This window comes from Kineococcus lubricus, from assembly GCF_050871965.1.
In the GTDB taxonomy this organism is placed as follows: domain Bacteria; phylum Actinomycetota; class Actinomycetes; order Actinomycetales; family Kineococcaceae; genus Kineococcus.
The window spans coordinates 1-21,039 of sequence record NZ_JBJLSK010000016.1 but is presented as its reverse complement, the minus strand read 5'-3'; the positions used below and the strand labels follow the sequence as shown (position 1 = coordinate 21,039).

The following is a 21,039-nucleotide window of genomic DNA, read 5'->3' as shown; positions in this document are numbered from 1 at the left end:
TCACCCGTCGGAGTGGCGGGCCCGCCGCTCCGCCTCGCGCGGGTCCGAGCCCCGCACGAGCGTCCGCAGGGCCGACGCGGTCCCGGCCACCGCCACGTCCCCGTCGCGGTCGGTCCGCAGCACCCGGGCCCCGGCGGCCGTCAGCAGTTCCAGGGTGGGGGCCGCGGGGTGGCCGTAGTCGTTGACCTCACCCACCTCCACGATCGCCACCCGGGGGCGGACGTCGCGGTACAGGCCGGGGAACTGGTTCGCCGACCCGTGGTGGGCGACCTTCACGACGTCGACGAGCGTCCCCGGCGGGATCCGCGCCCGCGCCCGCCGCTGCCCCTCGCGCTCGAGGTCCCCCGTCAGCAGCACCCGCACCCCGCGCACGTCGGCCAGCAGCGCCAGGCTCGCGTCGTTGACCTGCCCGGAGTCCGGGGCGGCGAGGTCGGCGACCTGCGCGGACGGGCCCAGGACCGACCACCGGACCTCCCCGGCCGCACCGGAGTCGCCCGCGCTCGTCCCCACCACCGGGCCCGCCAGCCGCCGGACCCGCCCGGCGGCCGGTTCCACCGCCAGCGGGGGGACGAGCACCCGCCCCACCGGGCGGCCGTCCAGCGCCCCGGCCAGACCCCCGACGTGGTCGGCGTGGAAGTGGGTGAGGACCACCGCGTCGAGGCGGTCCACACCCAGCCGGTCCAGGCAGCCGTCGACCAGCACGTCGTCCGGGCCGGCGTCGACGAGGACCGCCGACGACGGCCCCGAGCGCAGCACCACGGCGTCGCCCTGACCCACGTCGCAGCCCACGACGAGCCAGTCCGGCGGCGGCCACGGGCCGGCCGGCCCACCCCAGCGGGGCGCGCAGCGCACCAGCAGCGCGGCGCTCAGCACGAGGACGGCCGCCAGGGCCAGCGGCCGGCGGCGCGCGCCGGGCGCCCGGGAGCGCAGGGCGGCCGCTGCCGCGCCGACGACGAGCAGCGTCAGCAGCACCACCACGACGGCACCGGCCGCACCGGCCGGGACGGGGACCGACGTGGGGAGCCCGGCCGCGGCGCGGGCGACGGCCCCGATCCACCACGCGCACAGCCCGGCCGGCCAGGCCAGCCCGGCGGCCCCCGCCGGCCACAGCGGCGCCAGCAGCGTCGCGGCCAGGCCGAGCACCGTGGCCGGGGCCACCGCCGGGGCGACGAGCACGTTCGCGGGGATCGACACGAGGTTCACCGCGGGGTTCAGCAGCACCACCACCGGACCGCAGACCGCCTGCGCCGCAGCGGGTACCGCGACCGCGTACGCCACGACGCGGGGAACCCCGGCCGCGGTGAGGCGCTCGGCCCACGGCCGGGCCAGCAGCACCAGGGCGCTCGTGGCCAGCACCGAGAGCACGAACCCGAACTCCCGCGCCAGCCACGGGTCGGCGACCAGCAGCACCACGGCGGCCGCGGCCACCACGCCGACCCCCCGGGCGGGCCGGCCGGCGGCGAGCCCGGCCATCGCGACACCCCCCATGACCGCGGCCCGCAGGACGCTCGGCTCGGGGCGGGCGAGCACGACGAAACCGACCAGGCCGACGGCGGCGACCAGCAGCCGCGCCCGCCGCCCGCACCCCAGCCACGACGCGACGAGCACGCCGAACCCCACGACGAGCGTCGTGTTGGACCCGCTGACGGCCGTGAGGTGGGTCATCCCGACGTCCTGCATGGCCGTCTCGAGGTCGGCGGGCAGCGCGGAGGTGTCCCCGACGACGAGACCGGGCAGCAGGCCCCGCGCGTCGGCGGGCTGACCGGCGACGGCGTCCCGCAGGCCGTGCCGCAGCGTCTCGGCGACGGTCAGGAAGCCGGCGGGGCGCTCGGCCCCGGTCAGCGGCCCGGCCGAGACCACGACGAGCGACCGCCGCCCCGGGTCGGCCGGGCCCAGCGTCCCCCGGAACCGGACGCGGTCGCCCCAGCGCACGTCGCGCCACCCGCCCGCGCCGGCGAGGGCGTCGGCGAACACGGTGGCCGGGGTGGCCCCCGTGCGGACGGTCCCCCGCACCTCCGCCGCGGTGATCCGCACGTCGAGGACCACCCGCGGCGGCGCCCCGTCGCGCAGCGGCGGCAGGTCGTGCGGGTCCGAGCGCACGAGCGCGGTGAACTCCCCCGACACCCGGCGGTCCGCGAGGCCGGTCAGCCCCCCGGCGCTCGCCCGGTCGTGCTGCAGGGCGACGGAGACCACGACGAGCAGGCAGCCGGTGACCACCAGGACCACCCGCGCGCCCCGGCGGTGGCGCAGCAGGGCCAGCAGCGCCACCAGGAGCAGGGCGGCGCCGGCCGCCGCGGCCCACCACGCCCGGTCCGGGCGGGCCACCGCGGTGAACGCCGTGAGCCAGGCGGTGAGGGCGAGCGCCACCAGCCGCAGGTCGAGCGGGACCGGCGGTGCGCCGACCCGGCGGGCGGGGGGCGGAGCAGGGACGACGGCGTCGCTCACACCGTCACCAGGTCGCGCAGGCCCTCCAGGACCTTCGGGCCGATGCCCTGGACCTCACCGAGGTCCTCGACGGCGGAGAACGGCCCGTTCTCGGTGCGCCAGGCGACGATGCGGCCGGCCAGGACCTCCCCGACGCCGGGGAGGGCGTCGAGGTCGGCCGCGGTCGCGGTGTTGAGGTCCACCGGCGCCGCTGCGGCCGCAGCCGGGGCCGCAGCCGGGGCCCGGCCCGCCGGGGGCGCGGCGGGGGCGGGATCGCCCGGGCCGGGGACGAGCACCTGCTCGCCGTCGGCGAGGACGCGGGCCAGGTTCAGGCCGTCGAGGTCGGCCTCGGCGGCGGCGCCACCGGCTGCGGCGAGGGCGTCGGCGACGCGGCTGCCGGCCGCCAGCGTCACGACGCCGCCGGAGACGACCCGGCCGGCGACGTGCACGACGACCGTCCCCGGGGACGGCGCCCCCGTGGGCCGCGGGGACGGCGCCGGGTCGGGCACCGGGTCGGAGGCGGTGGCCTCGGCCGTCGCGCTGCGCACCGGGAGCGGGTTCCCCTGCGCCGCAACGTCTCCCGGCCGGTCGCGCCCCGTCAGCAGGACCAGCCCCGCCGCCACGGCGAGCGCCACGAGGACGGCGCCGAGCGCGGCGCGGGGGCCGACGCGGACGCGGGCGGTACGCAGGGCCGGGGGTGTGCGGTCGGCCAGGCGGCGGCGCCACTCCGGCACCGGGCGGTGCGGCGGGACCTCCAGCTCGTCGTCCAGCTCGTCGTCCAGGGCCTCGTCCATCCCGTCCTCCGGCGGGTCGAGGTCGCGGAACTGCCGGACGGCCAGTTCCCGGGCGCGCGCGACCTGGTCGCGGGGTCGGTAGGTCGGGGCCACCCGCGGAACCTAGGTCGCCGTGGGCCGGGTACGGGGACCGGAGCGACCCCCTGTGGACGGCGGGGCGGGCCGACGGCCCTGTGGGGACCCCGGTGACACCCCGACCTCACTCCGGCGTCACCCCGCGCTGCCGGTCCCCCGCAGTTCGGCGTCGATCTGGGCGCGCACCTCGGCGACCATGTCGACCTCGTCGGGGTGCGTGAGCCACTGCACCTGCAGCCCGTCCACGACCGCGACCAGGCGCTGGGCCGCGGACCGCGGTCGCGGGTGGCCGCAGTCGGTGAAGGCGTCGGCGACGGCGGTGACGATCCGCCGGTACCGCTCGGCGAAGAACGCGTGCGCGGGGTGGTCGGCGGCGGTGGCCTCGGCGGACAGGACGGTGAACAGCTCGACGATGCCGCGGCGGCCGGTGTTGCGGCGCACGACCTCCACGAGGGCGTCGAGGCGTTCCCGGCCGGTCCCGGAGCGCAGGTCGGCGGTGGCCGCGTCCTGCTCGTCGCGCTGCTCCAGGACGGCGAGCAGGAGCGCGGCCTTGCCGCCGGCCGCGGTGCCGCCGAAGTGGTGCAGCAGTCCGGCGTGCGAGAGCCCGCAGCGGGCGGCGAGGTCGCGCAGCGACGCGGCCCGGTACCCGGACTCGGCGAACACCGCGACGGCCTCGGTGAGGATCTGCGCGCGCCGGGCGCGCCCCTTCGCGTACTCGCCACGGGTCGCCACGCTCAATACCTACCACCTGATTGGTTTTCGGGCGTAGCCTCCGGCCATGACCGACACCGACGCCCCGCCCTCCCCGGCCGACCTGCTCGCCCGGCTGACCCTCGAGGAGAAGGCCTCGCTGCTCGACGGGTCCGACTTCTGGCACACCCAGCCCGTCGAGCGCCTCGGCGTCCCGGCGCTGATGGTCACCGACGGGCCGCACGGCCTGCGCAAGCAGGACGGCGAGGGCGACCACCTGGGCCTGAACGCCAGCGTCCCCGCGACCTGCTTCCCGCCGGCCGCGGGCCTGGCCTCGTCCTGGGACACCGACCTCCTGCGCCGTGTCGGCGAGGCCCTGGGCCGCGAGACCCGCGCGGCGGGGGTGTCGGTCCTGCTCGGCCCGGGCGTGAACATGAAGCGCTCCCCGCTGTGCGGGCGGAACTTCGAGTACTTCTCCGAGGACCCCGTGCTCGCCGGGGACCTGGCCGCCGCCCTCGTGCAGGGCGTGCAGAGCCAGGGCGTCGGGACGTCGCTGAAGCACTTCGCCGCCAACAACCAGGAGACCCAGCGGATGACGATCTCCGCCGAGGTCGACGAACGCACCCTGCGCGAGATCTACCTCACCGCGTTCGAGCGCGTCGTGCGCGCCGCGCAGCCGTGGACGGTCATGTGCTCCTACAACCGGGTCAACGGCGTCTACGCCTCCGAGGACCCCTGGCTGCTGACCCGGGTCCTGCGCGAGGAGTGGGGCTTCACCGGCCTCGTCGTGTCCGACTGGGGCGCGGTGAACGTCCGCGAGGACGGGGTCCGCGCCGGGCTGGACCTGGAGATGCCGTCGTCGTCCGGCGCGGGCGCGCAGCGCATCCTCGACGCCGTGCACGCCGGGACGCTGAGCACCGAGGCGCTCGACACCGCCGTGCTCAACGTCCTGAACCTCGTCGAGAAGGCGGGGCCCGCCCTGGCCGACCCGGGGACGTTCGACGTGGACGCCCACCACGCCCTGGCCCGCGAGGCCGCCACCCGCAGCGCGGTCCTGCTGAAGAACGACGGCGGCGTGCTGCCGCTCGCGGCGACCGGCGGCACCGTCGCCGTCGTCGGCGAGTTCGCCCGCACCCCGCGCTACCAGGGCGCCGGCTCCTCGCAGGTCAACCCGACCCGGCTCGACGACGCCCTGAGCGCCCTGCGGGTCCGGTTCGAGGGGTCCCGCGAGATCACCTTCGCCGCCGGGTACGCACCGGAGTCCGAGGACGCGAACACGGACCTGGTGCGCGAGGCCGTCGCCGCCGCCGCGGCGGCCGAGGTCGTCGTCCTCTTCCTCGGGCTGCCGGCCTCCTACGAGTCCGAGGGCTACGACCGCGAGCACACGAACCTGCCGCCCACCCAGCTGGCGCTGCTGGAGCAGGTCGCGGACGCGAACCCGAACGTCGTCGTCGTGCTGAGCAACGGGTCCGTCGTGAACCTCGAACCCTGGCAGCACCGCGTGCGGGCCGTCCTGGAGGGCTGGCTCGGCGGCCAGGCCGGCGGCAGCGCGATCGCCGACCTGCTCTCCGGTGACGTGAACCCCTCCGGCCGCCTCGCCGAGACCGTCCCGGTGAACTACCGCGACAACCCGACCGTCGGGAACTTCCCCGGCGAGAACGGCCAGGTCCGGTACGGCGAGGGGCTGCTCATCGGGTACCGCTGGTACGACGCGCACTCGCTGCCCGTGGCCGCCGCCTTCGGGCACGGCCTGTCGTACACGACGTTCGGCTACTCCGGCCTGCGCCTTGTCCCCGGCCCGGACGGCCTGGACGTCCACGTGACGGTCACCAACACCGGGCCGGTCGCCGGCAGCGAGGTCGTCCAGGTCTACGTCAGCGACGTCGAGGCGACGGTGTTCCGCCCCGAGCAGGAGCTGAAAGGTTTCGCGCGCGTCACCCTGGACCCCGGGCAGAGCCGGGAGGTCGTCGTCGCCCTGGACCGGCGCGCGTTCTCGTTCTGGCACACCGGCGTCGGGCGGTGGGTCGTCGAGGGCGGCGAGTTCGGGATCCGCGTCGGGGCATCCTCGCGCGACATCCGGCTCGCCACGACCGTCGAGGTCCCCGGCGACGGCGTCCGCACGCCCGTGCGGGCCGACTCCGACCTGGCGACCTGGCTGGCGCACCCGGCCGCGGGCCCCGTCCTGCTCCAGGCGCTGGCCGGTACCCCGTGGCACGACCTGGTGTTCGACGCCCACAACGGGGAGATGATGCGCGCGATCCCGCTGCTGCGGCTCACGCGCTTCCCCGGGTTCCCGCTCGCGGAGTCCGACCTGCCCGGTCTGCTCGCCGACGCGGACGCCGGCGCCTGACCCGCCGCCCGCGGCCCGCCCGTCGCGGCCGAGCACGCGCCCGGCCGCGACGGGCGGGGTTCAGCGGGAGGGGGTCACAGGTCCAGGACGAGGACCACGTGCTCGGCGTCCTCGCGCTCGGCGCGCCAGCCCTCGCGGAAGCCCAGCTTGGCGGCCACCGCGAGGCTGGCCGCGTTGCCGGGCGCCACGATCGTGATCAACCGCGGCAGCCGCACGGCCTCGCGGGCGTGCGCGACCCAGGACGCACCCGCCTCCGTGGCGTACCCGCGGCCCCAGGCGTCCCGGGCCAGGCGGTAGCCGAGCTCGACGTCGTCGGGGTACCACCGGTGCCGGTGCAGCCCCGCGAACCCCAGGAACCGCCCGTCCTCGCGGCGCTCCACCGCGGCCAGCCCGAACGGAGCCGCCTCGGTCGCCGCGGACCGCTCGAAGGAGGCGTCGCAGCGGTCGGCGAACGCGTCGGAGGCGGCCCGGTCGAGCACCGAGGGGAGGTGGCGCATCACCTCCGGGTCGGCGTTGAGCGCCGCGAAGGGTTCCCGGTCCCCGGCCGTCCAGCGCCGCAGCAGCAGGCGCGGGGTCTCGATCCGGAAACCCTCCGCGGCGCTCGTCACGGGCTTCAGGCCGGGACGACGTTGACGAGCTTGGGAGCGCGCACCACGACGGTCCGCAGCTCGCGGCCGTCGATCGCCTGCTGCACCTTCTCGCTGGCCAGGGCCAGCTCGCGCAGCGCGTCCTGGGAGATGTCCGGGGACACCTCCAGGCGGTCGCGGACCTTGCCCTTGACCTGCACGACGCACGTCACGGTGTCCTGCACCAGCAGCGACTCGTCGACCGCCGGCCAGCCGGCGCGCGCGACGGCGGGCTCGTGGCCCAGCAGCGACCACATGTCCTCGGCCACGTACGGCGCGAACAGCGACAGCACGATCGCGACGGCCTCGGTGGCCTCGCGCACCGCGGGGTCGGCCGCGCCGGGCCCGGAGTCGATGGCCTTGCGGGTCGCGTTGACCAGTTCCATGACGCGCGCGACGGCGACGTTGAACCGGTACGCCTCGACGTGCTGCGCGATCTCGTGCAGCGCCCGGTGCGTCACCCGGCGCAGGGCGGGGTCGCCGGTCGCGACGTCCACCCCGGCGGGCGAGCTCACGTCGCGGGCCAGCCGCCACGCCCGGCCCAGGAACTTCGCCGAACCCGACGGGGAGACGTCGGCCCAGTCGATGTCGTCCTCGGGCGGGCCCGCGAACGCCATGGTCAGCCGGATGGCGTCGACGCCGTGCTCCTCCAGCTGGTCGGAGAGCCGGACGATGTTGCCCTTCGACTTGCTCATCGCCGAGCCCTCCATCTGCACCATGCCCTGGTTCAGCAGGCGGGTGAAGGGCTCGTCGAAGGTCAGGTACCCCAGGTCGTGCAGGACCTTGGTGATGAACCGCGCGTACAGCAGGTGCAGGATCGCGTGCGTCACCCCGCCGACGTACTGGTCGACCGGGCCCCACTGCGCGATGAGGTCGGTGTCGAACGCCTTCGTGTCGTCCTGCGGGGAGACGAAGCGCAGGAAGTACCAGGAGGAGTCGACGAACGTGTCCATCGTGTCCGGGTCCCGGCGCGCGGGGGTGCCGTCGACGGGGCTGGGCACGTTCACCCAGTCCTGCGCCGCACCCAGCGGCGAGGTCCCCTTGGGCGTCAGGTTCAGGCCCTCGGACGGCGGCAGCAGGACGGGCAGCTGGTCCTCGGGGACGGGCACCTCACCGGTCTGCGTGTGCACGATCGGGATCGGGGTGCCCCAGTAGCGCTGCCGGGAGATCAGCCAGTCGCGCAGGCGGTAGTTCTTCGCCGGCCGGCCCTTGCCCTGCGCCTGCAGCAGCTCGATCGCCGCGGCGATGCCGGCGGCCTTGTCCAGCCCGTCCAGCGGGCCGGAGTTCACGAGCACGCCGTCGCCCGTGGTGGCCTCGCCGGACTGCGCGGGGTCGGGCAGCGGGTTCCCGTCGGCGTCGCGGACGTCGAGCACGGCGCGCACCGGCAGCCCGAACGCCCGGGCGAAGTCGAGGTCGCGCTGGTCGTGCGCGGGCACGGCCATGATGGCGCCGGTGCCGTAGTCGGCCAGGACGTAGTCGGCGGCCCAGATCGGCAGCCGCTCCCCGTTGACGGGGTTGACCGCGAACCGGCCCAGGTCGACGCCGGTCTTCTCCCGCTCCGAGGACAGCCGGTCGATCTCGGAGGTCTCCTGCACCTGGGTGCGGTACGCCTCGAACGCCTCGCGCACCTGCCCGGAGGAACCCTCGACGAGTTCGGCGGCCAGGTCGGAGTCGGCGGCCACGACCATGAAGGTCGCCCCGTGCAGGGTGTCCGGGCGCGTCGTGTACACGGTGACCGGCTCGTCGCGGCCCTCGATCGCGAACTCGACCTCAGCGCCGGTCGAACGCCCGATCCAGTTGCGCTGCATCGAGATCACCTTGGCCGGCCACTTGCCCTCCAGGCCGTCCAGGTCGTCCAGCAGGCGGTCGGCGTACTCGGTGATGCGGAAGTACCACTGGGTCAGCTTCTTCTTGACGACCTTGGCGCCGGAACGTTCCGACGTCCCGTCGGGCAGCACCTGCTCGTTGGCCAGCACCGTCTGGTCGACCGGGTCCCAGTTGACCAGGGAGTCCTTGCGGTAGGCCAGGCCCTTCTCGTACAGCTTCAGGAACAGCCACTGGTTCCACTTGTAGTACTCGGGGTCGGACGTGTGGAGCACGCGGTCCCAGTCGAACGAGCACGCGTAGCGGCGCATCGAGGCGCGCTGCTGGGCGATGTTGTCGTACGTCCACTGCCGCGGGTCCAGGCCGCGCTTGATGGCGGCGTTCTCGGCCGGCAGCCCGAACGCGTCCCAGCCGATGGGGTGCATGACGTCGAAACCGCGCTGCAGCCAGTAGCGCGCGATGACGTCGCCCAGGGCGTACGCCTCGGCGTGCCCCATGTGCAGGTCCCCGGAGGGGTACGGGAACATGTCCAGCACGTACTTCTTGGGGCGCTCGTCCCCGGCCTCGCCGCTGCGGAACGGCTTGAGCTCGTCCCAGACCGGCAGCCACTTGTCCTGCAGGGCGAACGCGTCGTACCGCTGCTCGTCCTGCTCCTCGACCCGATCGGTCGTCACGTCAGTCATCCCGTCCTCCCGGTGCGCTCGTGCGTCCCGCACCTGCGAACTCGCCTGGACAGCCGAAGACCCCTCCCGCGGGAGGGGTCGCGGTGCGAGCACCTGCGGGGCCGCAGCAGCTCAGCACCGGCTGGGAAGTCGGCGGGAAGACACGCGGGAAAGACTACTCGGTCACGTCGGAGGCCGGACCGCTCGGGCGCTCGGGCCGGGCGCTGCGGTCGTTGCGACGGCGCCCCCACCCGTGCTGGGGCACGCTGCGGCGCAGCGCGCGCCGCTGGGACAGGGCCTGCTCGGCGCGCACCAGGAGGTCGCCGACCCCGCCCTCGTCCCAGGGCGCCAGGACGGCCGCGCCGGCCTCCACGCCCAGGCGGGTGACGCGGTCGTCGCCCCCGGCCAGGCGGCTCTGGGCCAGCCCGACCCGGACGCGGCGCTCGAGCTCCTGGGCGTGCAGGCCGGCCCCGGGGCCGAGCACGATGAACCGGCCCTCGCCCTCCCGGGCGACGACGTCGGAGGTGCGGGTGGCCCCGCGCAGCGCCGCGGCGGCCGCCGCCCACTCGGCCTCGCGCCGGGCGCGCAGCTCCCCGGCCGTCGCGGGCGCTCCCCCGAGCTGCACCCCCGGGGTCACCTCGACCAGGCAGGCGTGGACGGCGCCCCCGGCCCGGCGCGCCGACTCCAGGACCTGCTCGCCCACGAGCACCAGCCCGCGGCGGTTGAGCAGCCCCGTGACGGCGTCGTGGACGCTCTCGTCGCGCGCGGTCTCCAGCGCGCTCAGCAGGGCCTGCGCGGACCGCTCGGCCTCGCGGTGGGCCCGCACGGCCACGACCAGCGCCACCGCCAGGACGGCGGCCACCACCGAGACCGCGACGAGGGCGACGACGAGCGCGACGGTCGTCGAGGCGAGCGAGGCCGCGACGACGGTCGCGACCGCACCCGCGACGGGCACGAGCAGCAGGGCGGCCGCGCGGCCGTCGAGGGCGCCGGCGCTCCGGCGCGGACCCGCCGTGGACCGCAGGGGTCCGGGCGCACTGGTCACGCCCTGCCCGTCGGCAGGGCGGGGTGCCGGCTGGAGACGGGGGACGGGTGACGGGCGCATGCCCCGATCCTCCCGCGCCCGGTCCCCCGCCGGGCCCGGCTCACCCCTGCCCGCGCGAGAACTCACCCGCTCGGCGCACCTGGTCGGCACTCGGACGGACGCCGGTGTAGAGGACGAACTGCTCGGCGGCCTGGACGGCCGCGACCTCGGTGCCGGTGACGGCCGGCAGGCCCAGCTCGCGGGCCAGCGCGACCAGCGGCGTGACCTCGGGGACGGCGACGACCTCGAACACGGCCCCGGCCGCCTCGACGACCTCGCGCGGGACGGGCAGGTCGCCGGCGGCCGGGCCGCCGGCCATCCCCACCGGCGTCGCGTTGAGCAGCAGCCGCGGGCGCTCGGCACCGATCCGCGGCTGCCACCGGGCGCCGTACCGCGCGGCCAGCGGCGCCCCGGTCGCCTCGTTGCGGGCGACCACGAGCAGGTCCTCGAACCCGTTGTCGCGCAGGGCCGCGAGCGCCGCCTTGGCCATGCCGCCGCTGCCGAGGACGGCGGCGGTCCCCTGCGGGGTGACGCCGTGCTCGGCCAGGAGGGCGGCGACGGCGAGGTAGTCGGTGTTGTGGGCGACGAGGTGCCCGTCGGTGTTGACGACGGTGTTGACGGAGTCGATCGCCGCGGCGGAGGGGTGCAGCTCGTCGACGAGCGGGATGACGGCTTCCTTGAACGGCATGGAGATCCCGGCGCCGCGGACGCCGAGGGCGCGCACGCCGCCGATGGCGGCGGGCAGGTCGTCGGTGGTGAAGGCCTTGTAGACGAAGTCGAGGCCGAGCTCGGCGTAGAGGAAGTTGTGGAAGCGGGTGCCGAGGTTGCTCGGGCGGCCCGACAGGGACAGGCACAGCTGGGTGTCTTTGGACAGCACGACCCCATCCTGGAACAGATCCCACTTGTTGATGGTTCAATGACCATGTGAAGCGCATCGGGTTCCTGTCCTTCGGGCACTACCAGCCGGTCCCGGGCTCGGCCGCCCGGACCGCCCGCGAGGCCCTCGTCCAGACCGTCGAGCTCGCCGTCGCGGCCGAGGAGCTCGGCTTCGACGGCGCCTACGTGCGGGTGCACCACTTCGCCCGCCAGCAGGCCGCGCCGTTCCCCGTCCTGGCCGCGATGGCCGCCCGGACGAGCCGCATCGAGCTGGGCACCGGCGTCATCGACATGCGGTACGAGAACCCGCTGTACATGGCCGAGGAGGCCGCGATGACGGACCTGCTCTCCGACGGCCGCCTCCAGCTCGGCGTGAGCCGGGGATCACCCGAGCCCGCGCTGCACGGCCCGGCCACGTTCGGGTACGTCCCGGCCGAGGGTGAGACCGAGGCCGACATGGCCCGCCGGCACACCGAGGTCTTCCGGCGCGCCATCGCCGGCGCGGGCGTGGCGGAGTCGAACCCGCGGATGACCGGCCGCAGCGTCAACCTGCCGATCCTGCCCCAGTCCCCCGGCCTGTCCGACCGGATCTGGTGGGGCTCGGGCACCCGCGAGACCGCGAAGTGGACCGCGCAGCAGGGCATGAACCTCATGAGCTCGACCCTGCTGACCGAGGACACCGGCGTGCCGTTCGACGAGCTGCAGGCCGAGCAGATCGCGCTGTACCGGCAGGTCTGGAAGGAGTCCGGCTGGCAGCGCGAACCGCGGGTCTCGGTGTCCCGCAGCGTCATGCCGATCGTCGACGACCTCGACGAGGCCTACTTCGGCCGCGACCGGGGCTCGACCGACCAGGTCGGTTCCCTCGGCGAACCCGGACTGGCCCGGTTCGGGAAGACCTACGCGGGCGATCCCGACCAGGTCGCCGAGGACCTCGCGAAGGACGCCGCGGTCCGCGAGGCCGACACCCTGCTGGTGACGATCCCGAACGCCCTCGGGGTGGACTACAACACCCACCTCATGAGCTCGATCGTCGAGCACGTCGCCCCGGCGCTCGGGTGGCGCCCGGCCACCTGACCCTGGCGCCCGACCCCGCCCCCGGCGCACCCTGGAGCCGGCGGGCGGGAGGAGGCTCGACGTGGACGTCTCGCGGCGCGCGGTCGTGGCGGCCGGGGTCGGCACCGGGCTCCTGGCCGCCCTGGACCCGGCCCCCGACGAGGTGACGTTCTGGGCCCAGGACCTGTTCACCGGCCGGTGCGCCCGCCACCGGTCCGAGGAGACCCGGCCGGTCCTGACCCTGTCGGCCGGCCCGGCGCTCGGGCTGCTGCTGCACGAGCGCGGCCGCGCCGCGCTGGCCGAGGAGGTCCGCTACGGCCCCGGCGACGTCGTCGGCGCCTCCCCCGTCTGCGGGTGGCACGTGGGGACGGGACTGCCCGTCGGGCGGCTCGGGGACGCCGCCCTGCGGCGCGGCGACGCCACCGCGACGAACCTGCTGCTGCGCCGCGGCGGGGGCGCCGCGGCCGTGACGGGCTTCTGCCGCCGCCTCGGCGACCGGCGCACCCGCCTGGACCGCAGCGCACCGCAGTCCTGCACGGCCGCGCCGTGGGACCCCCGGGACACGACCACGACCGCCGAGCTCGCGCGCACCCACGGGCGGCTCGTGCTGGGGGCCGCGCTGCCGCCGGTGGACCGCGCGGCCCTGCTGGCCCTGTTCCCGACGACCGCCCTGCCCGGCGGGTGGTCGCTGACGCACGCGTCCTCCACCGGCCGCTACGGCACCGCCGTCCTGGTGGGCACCGCCCGGCGCGGGCGGCGCGTCGTCCTGGCCGCCGCGACGGTCCGGGCCGGTCAGCCCGGGGTGGTCGGCTCCCGGTCGGCCGTGACCGGTGTGGTGAGCGCGCTGCTCACCGAGCTCGACGCGACCTGGTGACCCGGGCCCTGGGGCTCCCGGGGACGACGAAGGGCCCGGACTCTCGTCCGGGCCCTTCTTGGGGTGGAGCTGAGGGGATTCGAACCCCTGACCCCCTCCATGCCATGGAGGTGCGCTACCAGCTGCGCCACAGCCCCGTGCTTCTCTTGCCCGTCACCCGGCGTTTCCCCCCGGCGACGAAGAGAACATTACCCCATCCCGGGGGGTGGTCGTGACCACCCTCAGCCCTCGGCGCCCACCGAGGCCCCGGCCGGGCCCGCGTTGTACTCCTCCAGCGCCCACCCGGGCCCCCGCGCGGCCAGCACCGCCCAGTGGCCGTTGCGGAAGCCGGCGAGCGCCCCCGCGGCCTGGACGGGCAGCCCCACGAGCCGCACCAGCCCGGCCTTGAGCGCCGCGCCGTGGCCGACCACGAGCAGCGTCCCCTCCACCGGGCCGGCGTGCCGGGCCACGGCGGCGGCCACCCGCTCACCGAGCTCGGCGCGGGTCTCCCCGGTCTCGCCCGGGCGGACGTCGTCGCCGCCGCGCCACGCGGCGTGCTCGGACGGCCACCGCTGGGCGATCTCGGTGCTCAGCAGCCCCTGCCACGCCCCGGCGAACACCTCGCGCAGGGCCGGGTCGGTCCGCACGTCCTGCCCGGTCAGCGCGGTGAACGCGCGCGCCGTGTCCACGGCCCGCGCCAGGTCCGAGGCGACCACCGCGTCCACCCCGAGGTCCGCGAGGTGCGCGGCGGCCGCCGCGGCCTGCGCGCGGCCGACGTCGTCGAGCGGGACGTCGAGCTGGCCCTGCATCCGGCCCTGCGCGTTGAACGTCGTCCGGCCGTGCCGCCACAGGACGACGCGCCGGGCGCTCACGCCTGCTGGTCGCTCACAGCGTGCTCGGGCAGCTCGATGAGCGGGCAGTCCTTCCACAACCGCTCGAGCGCGTAGTACTCGCGCTCCTCGGTGTGCTGGACGTGCACGACGACGTCGACGAAGTCGAGCAGGACCCAGCGGCCCTCGCGCTCGCCCTCGCGGCGGACGGGCTTGGCGCCCCGCGGCAGCAGGGCCTCCTCGATCGCCTCGGCGATCGCGCGCACCTGGCGCTCGTTGGGGGCCGAGGCCAGCAGGAAGGCGTCGGTGATGAACAGCTGGTCGGAGACGTCCAGCGCGATCACGTCGGTCGCGAGCTTGTCGGAGGCCGCTGCCGCGGCAGCGGACACCAGCTCGAGAGAACGGTCGGAAGCGGGCACGAGACTCCTAGCGGGGGTGTTCGGGACGGTTCAGCCCGTCGATTCTCCCACGGCGGCCGGGACGGCCTCGTCCACGCGCGCGTAGAGCCGGTGCTTGGAGATGTGCTGGACGACCCCGTCCGGCACCAGGTACCAGACCGGCAGCCCCTCGGCGACGCGGTCGCGGCAGTCCGTCGAGGAGATCGACAGCGCCGGCACCTCCATGAGGCTGACGCCGTCCAGGGGCAGACCGTCGTCGGTCAGGGCGTGCCCGGGCCGGCTGACGCCCACGAAGTGGGCCAGCGACCACAGCTCGGCGACGTCCTTCCACTGCAGGATCTGCGCCAGCGCGTCGGCCCCGGTGATGAAGAACAGGTCCGCCTCGGGCCGCAGCTCGCGCAGCTCGCGCAGGGTGTCGATCGTGTACGTGAACCCGCCGCGGTCGATGTCCACCCGGGACACCGTGAACCGCGGGTTGGACGCCGTCGCGATGACGGTCATGAGGTAGCGGTGCTCGGCCGGGGCGATGTCCCCGCGGGACTTCTGCCACGGGCGGCCGGTCGGGACGAACACCACCTCGTCCAGCTCGAAGCGGGCGGCGACCTCGCTGGCCGCCACCAGGTGCCCGTGGTGGATCGGGTCGAACGTGCCGCCCATCACGCCCAGGCGCGGGCGGCGGCCGTCCGGCTGCGAGGTCAGTGACGGGTCCCGACGCTGCGGAAGGCCATGGTGCAGATGAGCATCATCGCCAGGACGCACAGCGCGACGATCCCGAACACGTACGGCGAGGGCAGACCGGCGCCGTGCGTCTCCTCGGTCTGCTGAGCGGCCTCGGCGACCAGCGCGTGCAGCATGGTGGGTCCTCCTGCGGGGTGACGACGGGTCAGACGTGCACGCCAGTCTCGCACGCCCCGCCCGGCGCCCGTGCGGCAGGATCGACGCGTGTCCGCGCCCGAGCCCGCCCTCTCGGTGGTCGTCCCCGCCTACGACGAGGCCGAGGTCCTGCCCGAGTTCACCCGCCGCCTGCGGCCGGTGCTGGACGGCCTGGACGCCGCCGGGCTCGGCGGGTACGAGGTCCTCGTCGTCGACGACGGCAGCTCCGACGCCACCCCCGTCGTGCTCACCCGGCTGCGGCGGGAGTGGCCGCAGCTGCGGGTGGTGCGGCTGCGCGCGAACTCCGGCCACCAGGCCGCGCTGTCGGCCGGGCTGGCCCGCGCCCGGGCCCGGGAGGCGGTCGTGACCATGGACGCCGACCTGCAGGACCCCCCGGAGGTCCTGCCCGCCCTGCTCGCCGCCGGGCGCGGGCACGACGTCGTCTACGCCGTGCGGGAGGACCGCTCGGTCGACTCCCGCCTCAAGCGCCTCACGGCCGCCGGCTTCTACCGGCTGGTCAGCCGGCTCGGCGGCCGGGCCCCGGAGCAGGCCGGGGACTTCCGGTACACCAGCCGCGTCGTGGTGGACACCGTGCTGCAGCTGCCCGAGGCCCACCGGGTGCTGCGGCTGGTGATCCCCGACCTCGGCTTCGACTCCACGACCGTCGGCTACGCCCGGCAGGCGCGCGGCGCGGGACGCACCAAGTACCCGCTGACCCGGATGGTGCGGCTGTCCCTGGACGCCATCACCGGCTCCTCCACCGCCCCGCTGCGGCTGGCCTCGTTCTTCGGCCTCGGCGGGGCCGTCCTGACGTCCCTGCTGCTGCTGTACGCGCTCGTCTCCTTCGCCGTCGGCCGGACCGTGCCGGGCTGGACCTCGACGCTGGCCGTCGTGGCCGGCGTCGGGACGCTGCAGCTGCTGTGCCTGGGCGTCCTCGGGGAGTACGTCGGCCGGCTCTACGTGCAGGCGCAGAACCGGCCGACGTACCTCGTCGCCAGCGACTCGCTGGAGGACCGGGGTCAGACCCGGACGTGACCGTCGCCGAGGACCTGCCAGGTCGTCGTCGTCAGCTCGCCCAGGCCCATCGGCCCGCGCGCGTGCAGCTTCTGCGTGGAGATGCCGACCTCGGCGCCCAGGCCGAACTCCCCGCCGTCGGTGAAGCGGGTCGAGGCGTTGACCGCCACGACCGCGGAGTCCACCGCCGCGCAGAAGTAGTCGGTGACCCGCACGTCGGTCGCCAGGACGGCCTCGGTGTGGGCCGAGGACCAGCGGGAGATGTGCTCGACCGCGTCCTGGACCGAGTCGACGACGCCGACCGCGATCTCCAGGCCGTGGAACTCCGCGGCCCAGTCCGCGTCCGTGACCGGCTCGGCGGGCAGCCCGGCCGCCCGCGCCGCCCGCAGCGACCGCTCGTCGGCGTGCAGGACGACGCCCGCACCGTGCAGCGCGCCCAGCAGGGTGGGCAGGAAGTCGGCGGCCAGCGCGGAGTGGACCAGCACCGTCTCGGCCGCGTTGCACACGCTCGGCCGCGACGTCTTGGCGTTCAGGACGACCTCGACCGCCTGGGCGAGGTCGGCGGAGGCGTCGACGTAGACGTGGCAGTTCCCCACCCCGGTCTCGATGACGGGGACGGTGGCCTCGCGCACCACGCGCTGGATGAGGTCCGCGCCGCCGCGCGGCACCAGCAGGTCGACCAGGCCGCGGGCGCGCAGCAGGACGCCCACGCCGTCGCGGCCGTGCTCGTCGATGCTGGTGACCGCGTCCGCCGGCAGCCCCGCGGACTCCAGCGCCCCGCGGATCACCTCGACGAGGACCGTGTTGCTGCTCTGCGCGGCCGACCCGCCGCGCAGCACGACCGCGTTGCCGCTCTTGAGGGCCAGGACCGCCACGTCGACGGTCACGTTCGGCCGGGCCTCGTAGACGACGCCCAGCATGCCCATGGGCACCCGCAACTGCCGCAGCCGCAGCCCGTTGGGCAGCGTGGAGCCGCGCACGACCTCCCCGACGGGGTCGGGCAGGGCCGCGACCTCGCGGACGGCGCCGGCGATGGCGGCGATGCGGGCCGGGTCCAGCGCCAGGCGGTCCAGCAGGTGCTCGCTGGTCCCGTCGGCCCGGCCGCGGGCGAGGTCCTCGGCGTTGGCGGCGACGATCCGGTCGGTCGCGGACTCGAGGGCGTCGGCGACGGCGTGCAGCGCGGCGTCCTTGGTGGCCCGGGTCGCGACCCGCAGCGGTCGCGAGGCCACCTTCGCGCGGCGGCAGGTGGCCAGGACGGCCTCGGCGAGGGTGTCGGTGCTCGCGGCGGTGGTCATGGGGCCAGCCTACGCCCGGTCCCCGGATCGTTGAACGATCCGGGGGGACCACCTCACCAGGGGGCGATGTCCCCGATGAGGTCCAGCGTCCGCGCCCGGCGCGCGCCCGGACGCCGGTGCGCCGCGCCGGCCCGCGCCTCCACCCGGTGCTCGACCGTCTCGCGGTCGACGACCTCGACCCCCGCGACCGACCAGTCCGGCAACCGGGCGCTGCTGCGGTGCTCGGGCCACAACCGCAGGGCCATCGCGGCCGCGTCGTCCACGTCGCGCGCCTCGTCCCAGTACCGCAGCTCGGCCCGCGTCGAGCTGTAGCGGACGCTGGACAGGAACGGCCGCTCGGTCAGCAGCCGGTCCAGGGCGGCCCGCACCTCGCTCACCTCGCACTCCGGCCCGGCGACCGTCAAGGTCACCGACCACAACGACGACGAGTCACGACTCACGCCGGCCCCTCCGCTCGTGGACGCAGCACCGGTGCCTCACCGGCCGAGGAGGACCAGGTGGTCGCGGTGGACGACCTCGCGCTCGTACGCCGGACCCCACTGCCGGGCCAGCTCCCGGGTCGACCGGCCGAGCATCTCCGGCAGCTCCTCCGAGGAGTAGTTCACCAGCCCGCGCGCCCACGCGTGGCCGTTTCCGTCGACCAGGTCGACCGGGTCCCCGGCGCGGAAGCGGCCCGCGAGACCGACGACCCCCGCCGGCAGCAGAGACGACCGGTTCGTGCGGACGGCACGCACCGCCCCCTCGTCCAGCACGAGCCGGCCGGCCGGGGCCGCCGCGTGCGCGAGCCAGAGCTGGCGCGTGCTGCGCCGGGCCCGCCGGGAGGCCGGGACGGAGAACCACGTCCCGACGTCCCTGCCGTCCAGGGCCTCGGCCGCCCGCGCCGCCGAGGTCACCAGCGTCGGCACCCCGGCCGCGACCGCGATGCCCGCGGCCTCGATCTTCGTCGTCATCCCCCCGGTGCCCACGGCCGAGCCCGCCGAGCCGACGGTCACCCCCGCCAGGTCCTCCGGGCCGCGCACCGACGCGATCCGCCGCGCCCCCGGCGTCGAGGGCGGTGCGGTGTGCAGCGCGTCGACGTCGGACAGCAGCACGAGAGCGTCGGCCCGCACCAGGTGCGCCACCAGCGCGGCCAGCCGGTCGTTGTCCCCGAAGCGGATCTCGTGGGTCGCCACGGTGTCGTTCTCGTTGACGACCGGCACGACCCCCAGGCTCAGCAGCCGCTGCAGCGTCCGCTGGGCGTTGCCGTAGTGGGTGCGCCGCACGACGTCCTCGGCCGTCAGCAGCACCTGCCCCACCGTCAGCCCGGCGTGCGCGAACGCGCGCGCGTACTCGGCCAGCAGCAACCCCTGCCCCACGCTGGCGGCGGCCTGCTGGCTGGCCAGGTCGCGGGGGCGCTTGGGCAGGCCCAGCGGCGCCAGCCCGGCCGCGATGGCCCCGGAGGAGACGAGGACGACGTCCCCGCCGCCGCTGCGGCGACGGGCCAGGACGTCCACCAGCGCGTCCAGGCGCGCGGCGTCCAGCCCGCCCGCCGCGGTGGTCAGCGACGACGACCCGACCTTGACGACGACGCGGCGCGCCCCGGCGAGGTCCTCGCGCCGCGCGACGGTGGACGTCCCGGTCATTCGCTCTCGTCGTCCGCGGTCCAGTGCCCGGCCAGGCGCTCGGCCTCCAGCTCCCCGCGCGCGGCGGCCTTGGCCGCCCGGCGCTCGCGCTCCTGCAGGCGCTTGGTCTCGCGGGTGGGCCGGGAGTGGTCCTCCAGGCGCAGGTCCGACCCGCGCTGGCCCAGGACCTCGGCCCCGGCGACCATGGTCGGCTCCCAGTCGAAGACGACGGCGTTCGCGTCGTCGCCGATGACGACCTCCGCACCCGGGGTGGCCCCGGCCTTGAACAGCTCGTCCTCGACACCGAGCCGGGCGAGCCGGTCGGCGAGGTACCCGACGGCCTCGTCGTTGGTGAAGTCCGTCTGGCGCACCCAGCGGCGGGGCTTCTCGCCGCGCACCCGGAACCGCACCTGGCCGTCGCCGTACTCCTCGCGCGTGACGCGGAAACCCGACTCGTCGACGGCGGGCGGGTTCAGCACGATGCGCGTGGGGACGGCCTCGGGGGCCGCGGCGCGCGCGGCCTCGACCAGCTCGGCCATCGCGAAGGACAGCTCGCGCAACCCCGTGCGCGCCACGGCCGAGACCACGAACACGGGCGCGCCGCGCTCCTCCAGGTCCGCGCGGACGATGTCGGCCATGTCCTGCGCGTCGGGCACGTCGGCCTTGTTGATGACGACGATGCGCGGGCGGTCCTGCAGCGGGACGGTCCCGTCGTCGACGGTGTACGCCGCGAGCTCCTTCTCGATGGCCTCCAGGTCGCTGACCGGGTCCCGGTCGGACTCCAGGGTCGCGCCGTCGAGGACGTGCACGAGGGCGACGCAGCGCTCGACGTGCCGCAGGAAGTCCAGCCCGAGGCCGCGGCCCTCGCTGGCGCCGGGGATGAGCCCGGGCACGTCGGCGACGGTGAAGCGGGTCGAGCCCGCCTCCACGACCCCGAGGTTCGGCACCAGCGTGGTGAAGGGGTAGTCGGCGATCTTCGGCCGGGCCGCGGACAGCGCGGCGACCAGGCTGGACTTGCCGGCGCTGGGGAAACCCACCAGCGCGACGTCGGCGAGGGTCTTCAGCTCGAGCACGACGTCGACGACCTCGCCGGGCTCACCGAGCAGCGCGAACCCGGGGGCCTTGCGCTTGGTGGTGGCCAGCGCGGCGTTCCCCAGCCCGCCGCGGCCCCCGGGGGCGACCACGTACCGCGTCCCGGCCCCGACCATGTCGGCCAGCAGGTCGCCCTTCGGGGACCGCACGATCGTGCCCTCGGGGACCCCGATGACGAGGTCGGAACCCTCGGCGCCGTTGCGGTGCCCGCCCATCCCGAACGTGCCGCCGGGGGCGCTGCGGTGCGGGCGGCGGTGCAGGTCGAGCAGCGTGGTGACCTGCGGGTCGACCTCGAGGATCACGTCACCGCCGCGGCCGCCGTTGCCGCCGTCGGGCCCGCCGAGGGGTTTGAACTTCTCGCGGTGCACCGAGGCGCAGCCGTTGCCGCCGTCACCGCCGGACGCGTGCAGGACGACACGGTCGACGAAGTGGGTCGACATCTCTCTCAGGACTCCTCGCGGTGATCGAGCGGGTGGAACCCAGCAAGATCACCGATTGCGGGGCAGGACGAGGGGTGGAACGGACGAGGGGCGGACCGGATCTGATACCGTCCCCCCCGCGTGTTCAAGACTGGTGCGTCCTCACACGCCTCCGTCCATGTTGACGACCATTCGCCCAACACGGG

General features: G+C 75.8%; 19 protein-coding genes and 1 tRNA gene. 4 read left to right on the top strand and 16 right to left on the bottom strand.

The window, feature by feature from the left end; all coding sequences use genetic code 11:
• The 3 genes from ACRYRX_RS13540 to ACRYRX_RS13530 all read right to left on the bottom strand — a co-directional run bounded on the left by ACRYRX_RS13540 (window position 1) and on the right by ACRYRX_RS13530 (window position 4,025).
• Window positions 1-2,445: a ComEC/Rec2 family competence protein gene (locus ACRYRX_RS13540; RefSeq protein WP_432512551.1), complete on the bottom strand. Its 2,445-nt coding sequence runs from the start codon at window positions 2,443-2,445 to the stop codon at window positions 1-3.
• Window positions 2,442-3,311 (bottom strand): ComEA family DNA-binding protein, encoded by an 870-nt coding sequence (locus tag ACRYRX_RS13535; RefSeq protein ID WP_432512549.1) that lies wholly within the window; start codon window positions 3,309-3,311, stop codon window positions 2,442-2,444. Before ACRYRX_RS13535 ends, ACRYRX_RS13540 begins: the two co-directional genes overlap by 4 nt.
• Window positions 3,312-3,428: 117 nt before the next feature.
• Window positions 3,429-4,025: a TetR/AcrR family transcriptional regulator gene (locus tag ACRYRX_RS13530; RefSeq protein ID WP_432512547.1), complete on the bottom strand. Its 597-nt coding sequence runs from the start codon at window positions 4,023-4,025 to the stop codon at window positions 3,429-3,431.
• 46 nt (window positions 4,026-4,071) lie between these two features.
• Here ACRYRX_RS13530 and ACRYRX_RS13525 point away from each other — a divergent pair, with 46 nt between their 5' ends.
• Window positions 4,072-6,333, top strand: coding sequence for a glycoside hydrolase family 3 C-terminal domain-containing protein (locus ACRYRX_RS13525; RefSeq protein WP_432512545.1), 2,262 nt, complete (start codon window positions 4,072-4,074; stop codon window positions 6,331-6,333).
• 74 nt (window positions 6,334-6,407) lie between these two features.
• Here ACRYRX_RS13525 and ACRYRX_RS13520 read toward each other — a convergent pair whose 3' ends face one another.
• The 4 genes from ACRYRX_RS13520 to ACRYRX_RS13505 all read right to left on the bottom strand — a co-directional run bounded on the left by ACRYRX_RS13520 (window position 6,408) and on the right by ACRYRX_RS13505 (window position 11,406).
• Complete coding sequence (locus ACRYRX_RS13520; RefSeq protein ID WP_432512544.1) at window positions 6,408-6,941, bottom strand: GNAT family N-acetyltransferase; 534 nt, start codon at window positions 6,939-6,941, stop codon at window positions 6,408-6,410.
• Window positions 6,942-6,946: 5 nt separating this feature from the next.
• Window positions 6,947-9,466, bottom strand: a complete 2,520-nt coding sequence (gene leuS / locus ACRYRX_RS13515; RefSeq protein ID WP_432512542.1) for a leucine--tRNA ligase — start codon at window positions 9,464-9,466, stop codon at window positions 6,947-6,949.
• A gap of 154 nt (window positions 9,467-9,620) precedes the next feature.
• Window positions 9,621-10,490, bottom strand: coding sequence for a diguanylate cyclase domain-containing protein (locus ACRYRX_RS13510; RefSeq protein ID WP_432512540.1), 870 nt, complete (start codon window positions 10,488-10,490; stop codon window positions 9,621-9,623).
• Window positions 10,491-10,590: 100 nt separating this feature from the next.
• Complete coding sequence (locus ACRYRX_RS13505) at window positions 10,591-11,406, bottom strand: shikimate 5-dehydrogenase (RefSeq protein ID WP_432512539.1); 816 nt, start codon at window positions 11,404-11,406, stop codon at window positions 10,591-10,593.
• Window positions 11,407-11,453: 47 nt separating this feature from the next.
• Between ACRYRX_RS13505 and ACRYRX_RS13500 the strand changes: the two genes are divergently transcribed.
• Window positions 11,454-12,479: an LLM class flavin-dependent oxidoreductase gene (locus ACRYRX_RS13500; RefSeq protein WP_432512538.1), complete on the top strand. Its 1,026-nt coding sequence runs from the start codon at window positions 11,454-11,456 to the stop codon at window positions 12,477-12,479.
• A 61-nt stretch (window positions 12,480-12,540) separates the two neighbouring features.
• Window positions 12,541-13,332 (top strand): serine hydrolase, encoded by a 792-nt coding sequence (locus ACRYRX_RS13495; RefSeq protein WP_432512537.1) that lies wholly within the window; start codon window positions 12,541-12,543, stop codon window positions 13,330-13,332.
• Between the two features lie 64 nt (window positions 13,333-13,396).
• Here the strand turns inward: ACRYRX_RS13495 and ACRYRX_RS13490 are convergent.
• The 5 genes from ACRYRX_RS13490 to ACRYRX_RS13470 all read right to left on the bottom strand — a co-directional run bounded on the left by ACRYRX_RS13490 (window position 13,397) and on the right by ACRYRX_RS13470 (window position 15,393).
• Window positions 13,397-13,469: transfer RNA gene (locus ACRYRX_RS13490), tRNA-Ala, on the bottom strand.
• Between the two features lie 84 nt (window positions 13,470-13,553).
• The gene (locus ACRYRX_RS13485) at window positions 13,554-14,183 is read right to left on the bottom strand and encodes a histidine phosphatase family protein (RefSeq protein WP_432512535.1); all 630 of its coding nucleotides are present in this window, start codon (window positions 14,181-14,183) and stop codon (window positions 13,554-13,556) included.
• Window positions 14,180-14,560 (bottom strand): ribosome silencing factor, encoded by a 381-nt coding sequence (rsfS, locus tag ACRYRX_RS13480; RefSeq protein ID WP_432512533.1) that lies wholly within the window; start codon window positions 14,558-14,560, stop codon window positions 14,180-14,182. Before rsfS ends, ACRYRX_RS13485 begins: the two co-directional genes overlap by 4 nt.
• 30 nt (window positions 14,561-14,590) lie before the next feature.
• Complete coding sequence (nadD, locus tag ACRYRX_RS13475; protein ID WP_432512532.1) at window positions 14,591-15,196, bottom strand: nicotinate-nucleotide adenylyltransferase; 606 nt, start codon at window positions 15,194-15,196, stop codon at window positions 14,591-14,593.
• 38 nt (window positions 15,197-15,234) lie between these two features.
• The gene (locus tag ACRYRX_RS13470; RefSeq protein ID WP_432512531.1) at window positions 15,235-15,393 is read right to left on the bottom strand and encodes a hypothetical protein; all 159 of its coding nucleotides are present in this window, start codon (window positions 15,391-15,393) and stop codon (window positions 15,235-15,237) included.
• A gap of 88 nt (window positions 15,394-15,481) precedes the next feature.
• On the opposite strand from ACRYRX_RS13470, the gene ACRYRX_RS13465 reads away from it, so the two are divergent.
• The gene (locus ACRYRX_RS13465; protein ID WP_432512530.1) at window positions 15,482-16,447 is read left to right on the top strand and encodes a glycosyltransferase family 2 protein; all 966 of its coding nucleotides are present in this window, start codon (window positions 15,482-15,484) and stop codon (window positions 16,445-16,447) included.
• Here ACRYRX_RS13465 and ACRYRX_RS13460 read toward each other — a convergent pair.
• From ACRYRX_RS13460 to obgE, 4 genes are read right to left on the bottom strand one after another with little or no spacing between them, the layout of a single operon-like run.
• Complete coding sequence (locus ACRYRX_RS13460) at window positions 16,432-17,721, bottom strand: glutamate-5-semialdehyde dehydrogenase (RefSeq protein WP_432512528.1); 1,290 nt, start codon at window positions 17,719-17,721, stop codon at window positions 16,432-16,434. The genes ACRYRX_RS13465 and ACRYRX_RS13460 overlap by 16 nt on opposite strands.
• A 53-nt stretch (window positions 17,722-17,774) precedes the next feature.
• The gene (locus ACRYRX_RS13455) at window positions 17,775-18,161 is read right to left on the bottom strand and encodes a hypothetical protein (RefSeq protein WP_432512526.1); all 387 of its coding nucleotides are present in this window, start codon (window positions 18,159-18,161) and stop codon (window positions 17,775-17,777) included.
• 36 nt (window positions 18,162-18,197) lie between these two features.
• Window positions 18,198-19,343, bottom strand: coding sequence for a glutamate 5-kinase (gene proB, locus ACRYRX_RS13450; RefSeq protein ID WP_432512524.1), 1,146 nt, complete (start codon window positions 19,341-19,343; stop codon window positions 18,198-18,200).
• Window positions 19,340-20,854, bottom strand: a complete 1,515-nt coding sequence (gene obgE / locus ACRYRX_RS13445; RefSeq protein WP_432512523.1) for a GTPase ObgE — start codon at window positions 20,852-20,854, stop codon at window positions 19,340-19,342. The genes proB and obgE overlap by 4 nt, the downstream gene beginning before the upstream one ends.
• Between the last annotated feature and the right edge of the window lie 185 nt (window positions 20,855-21,039).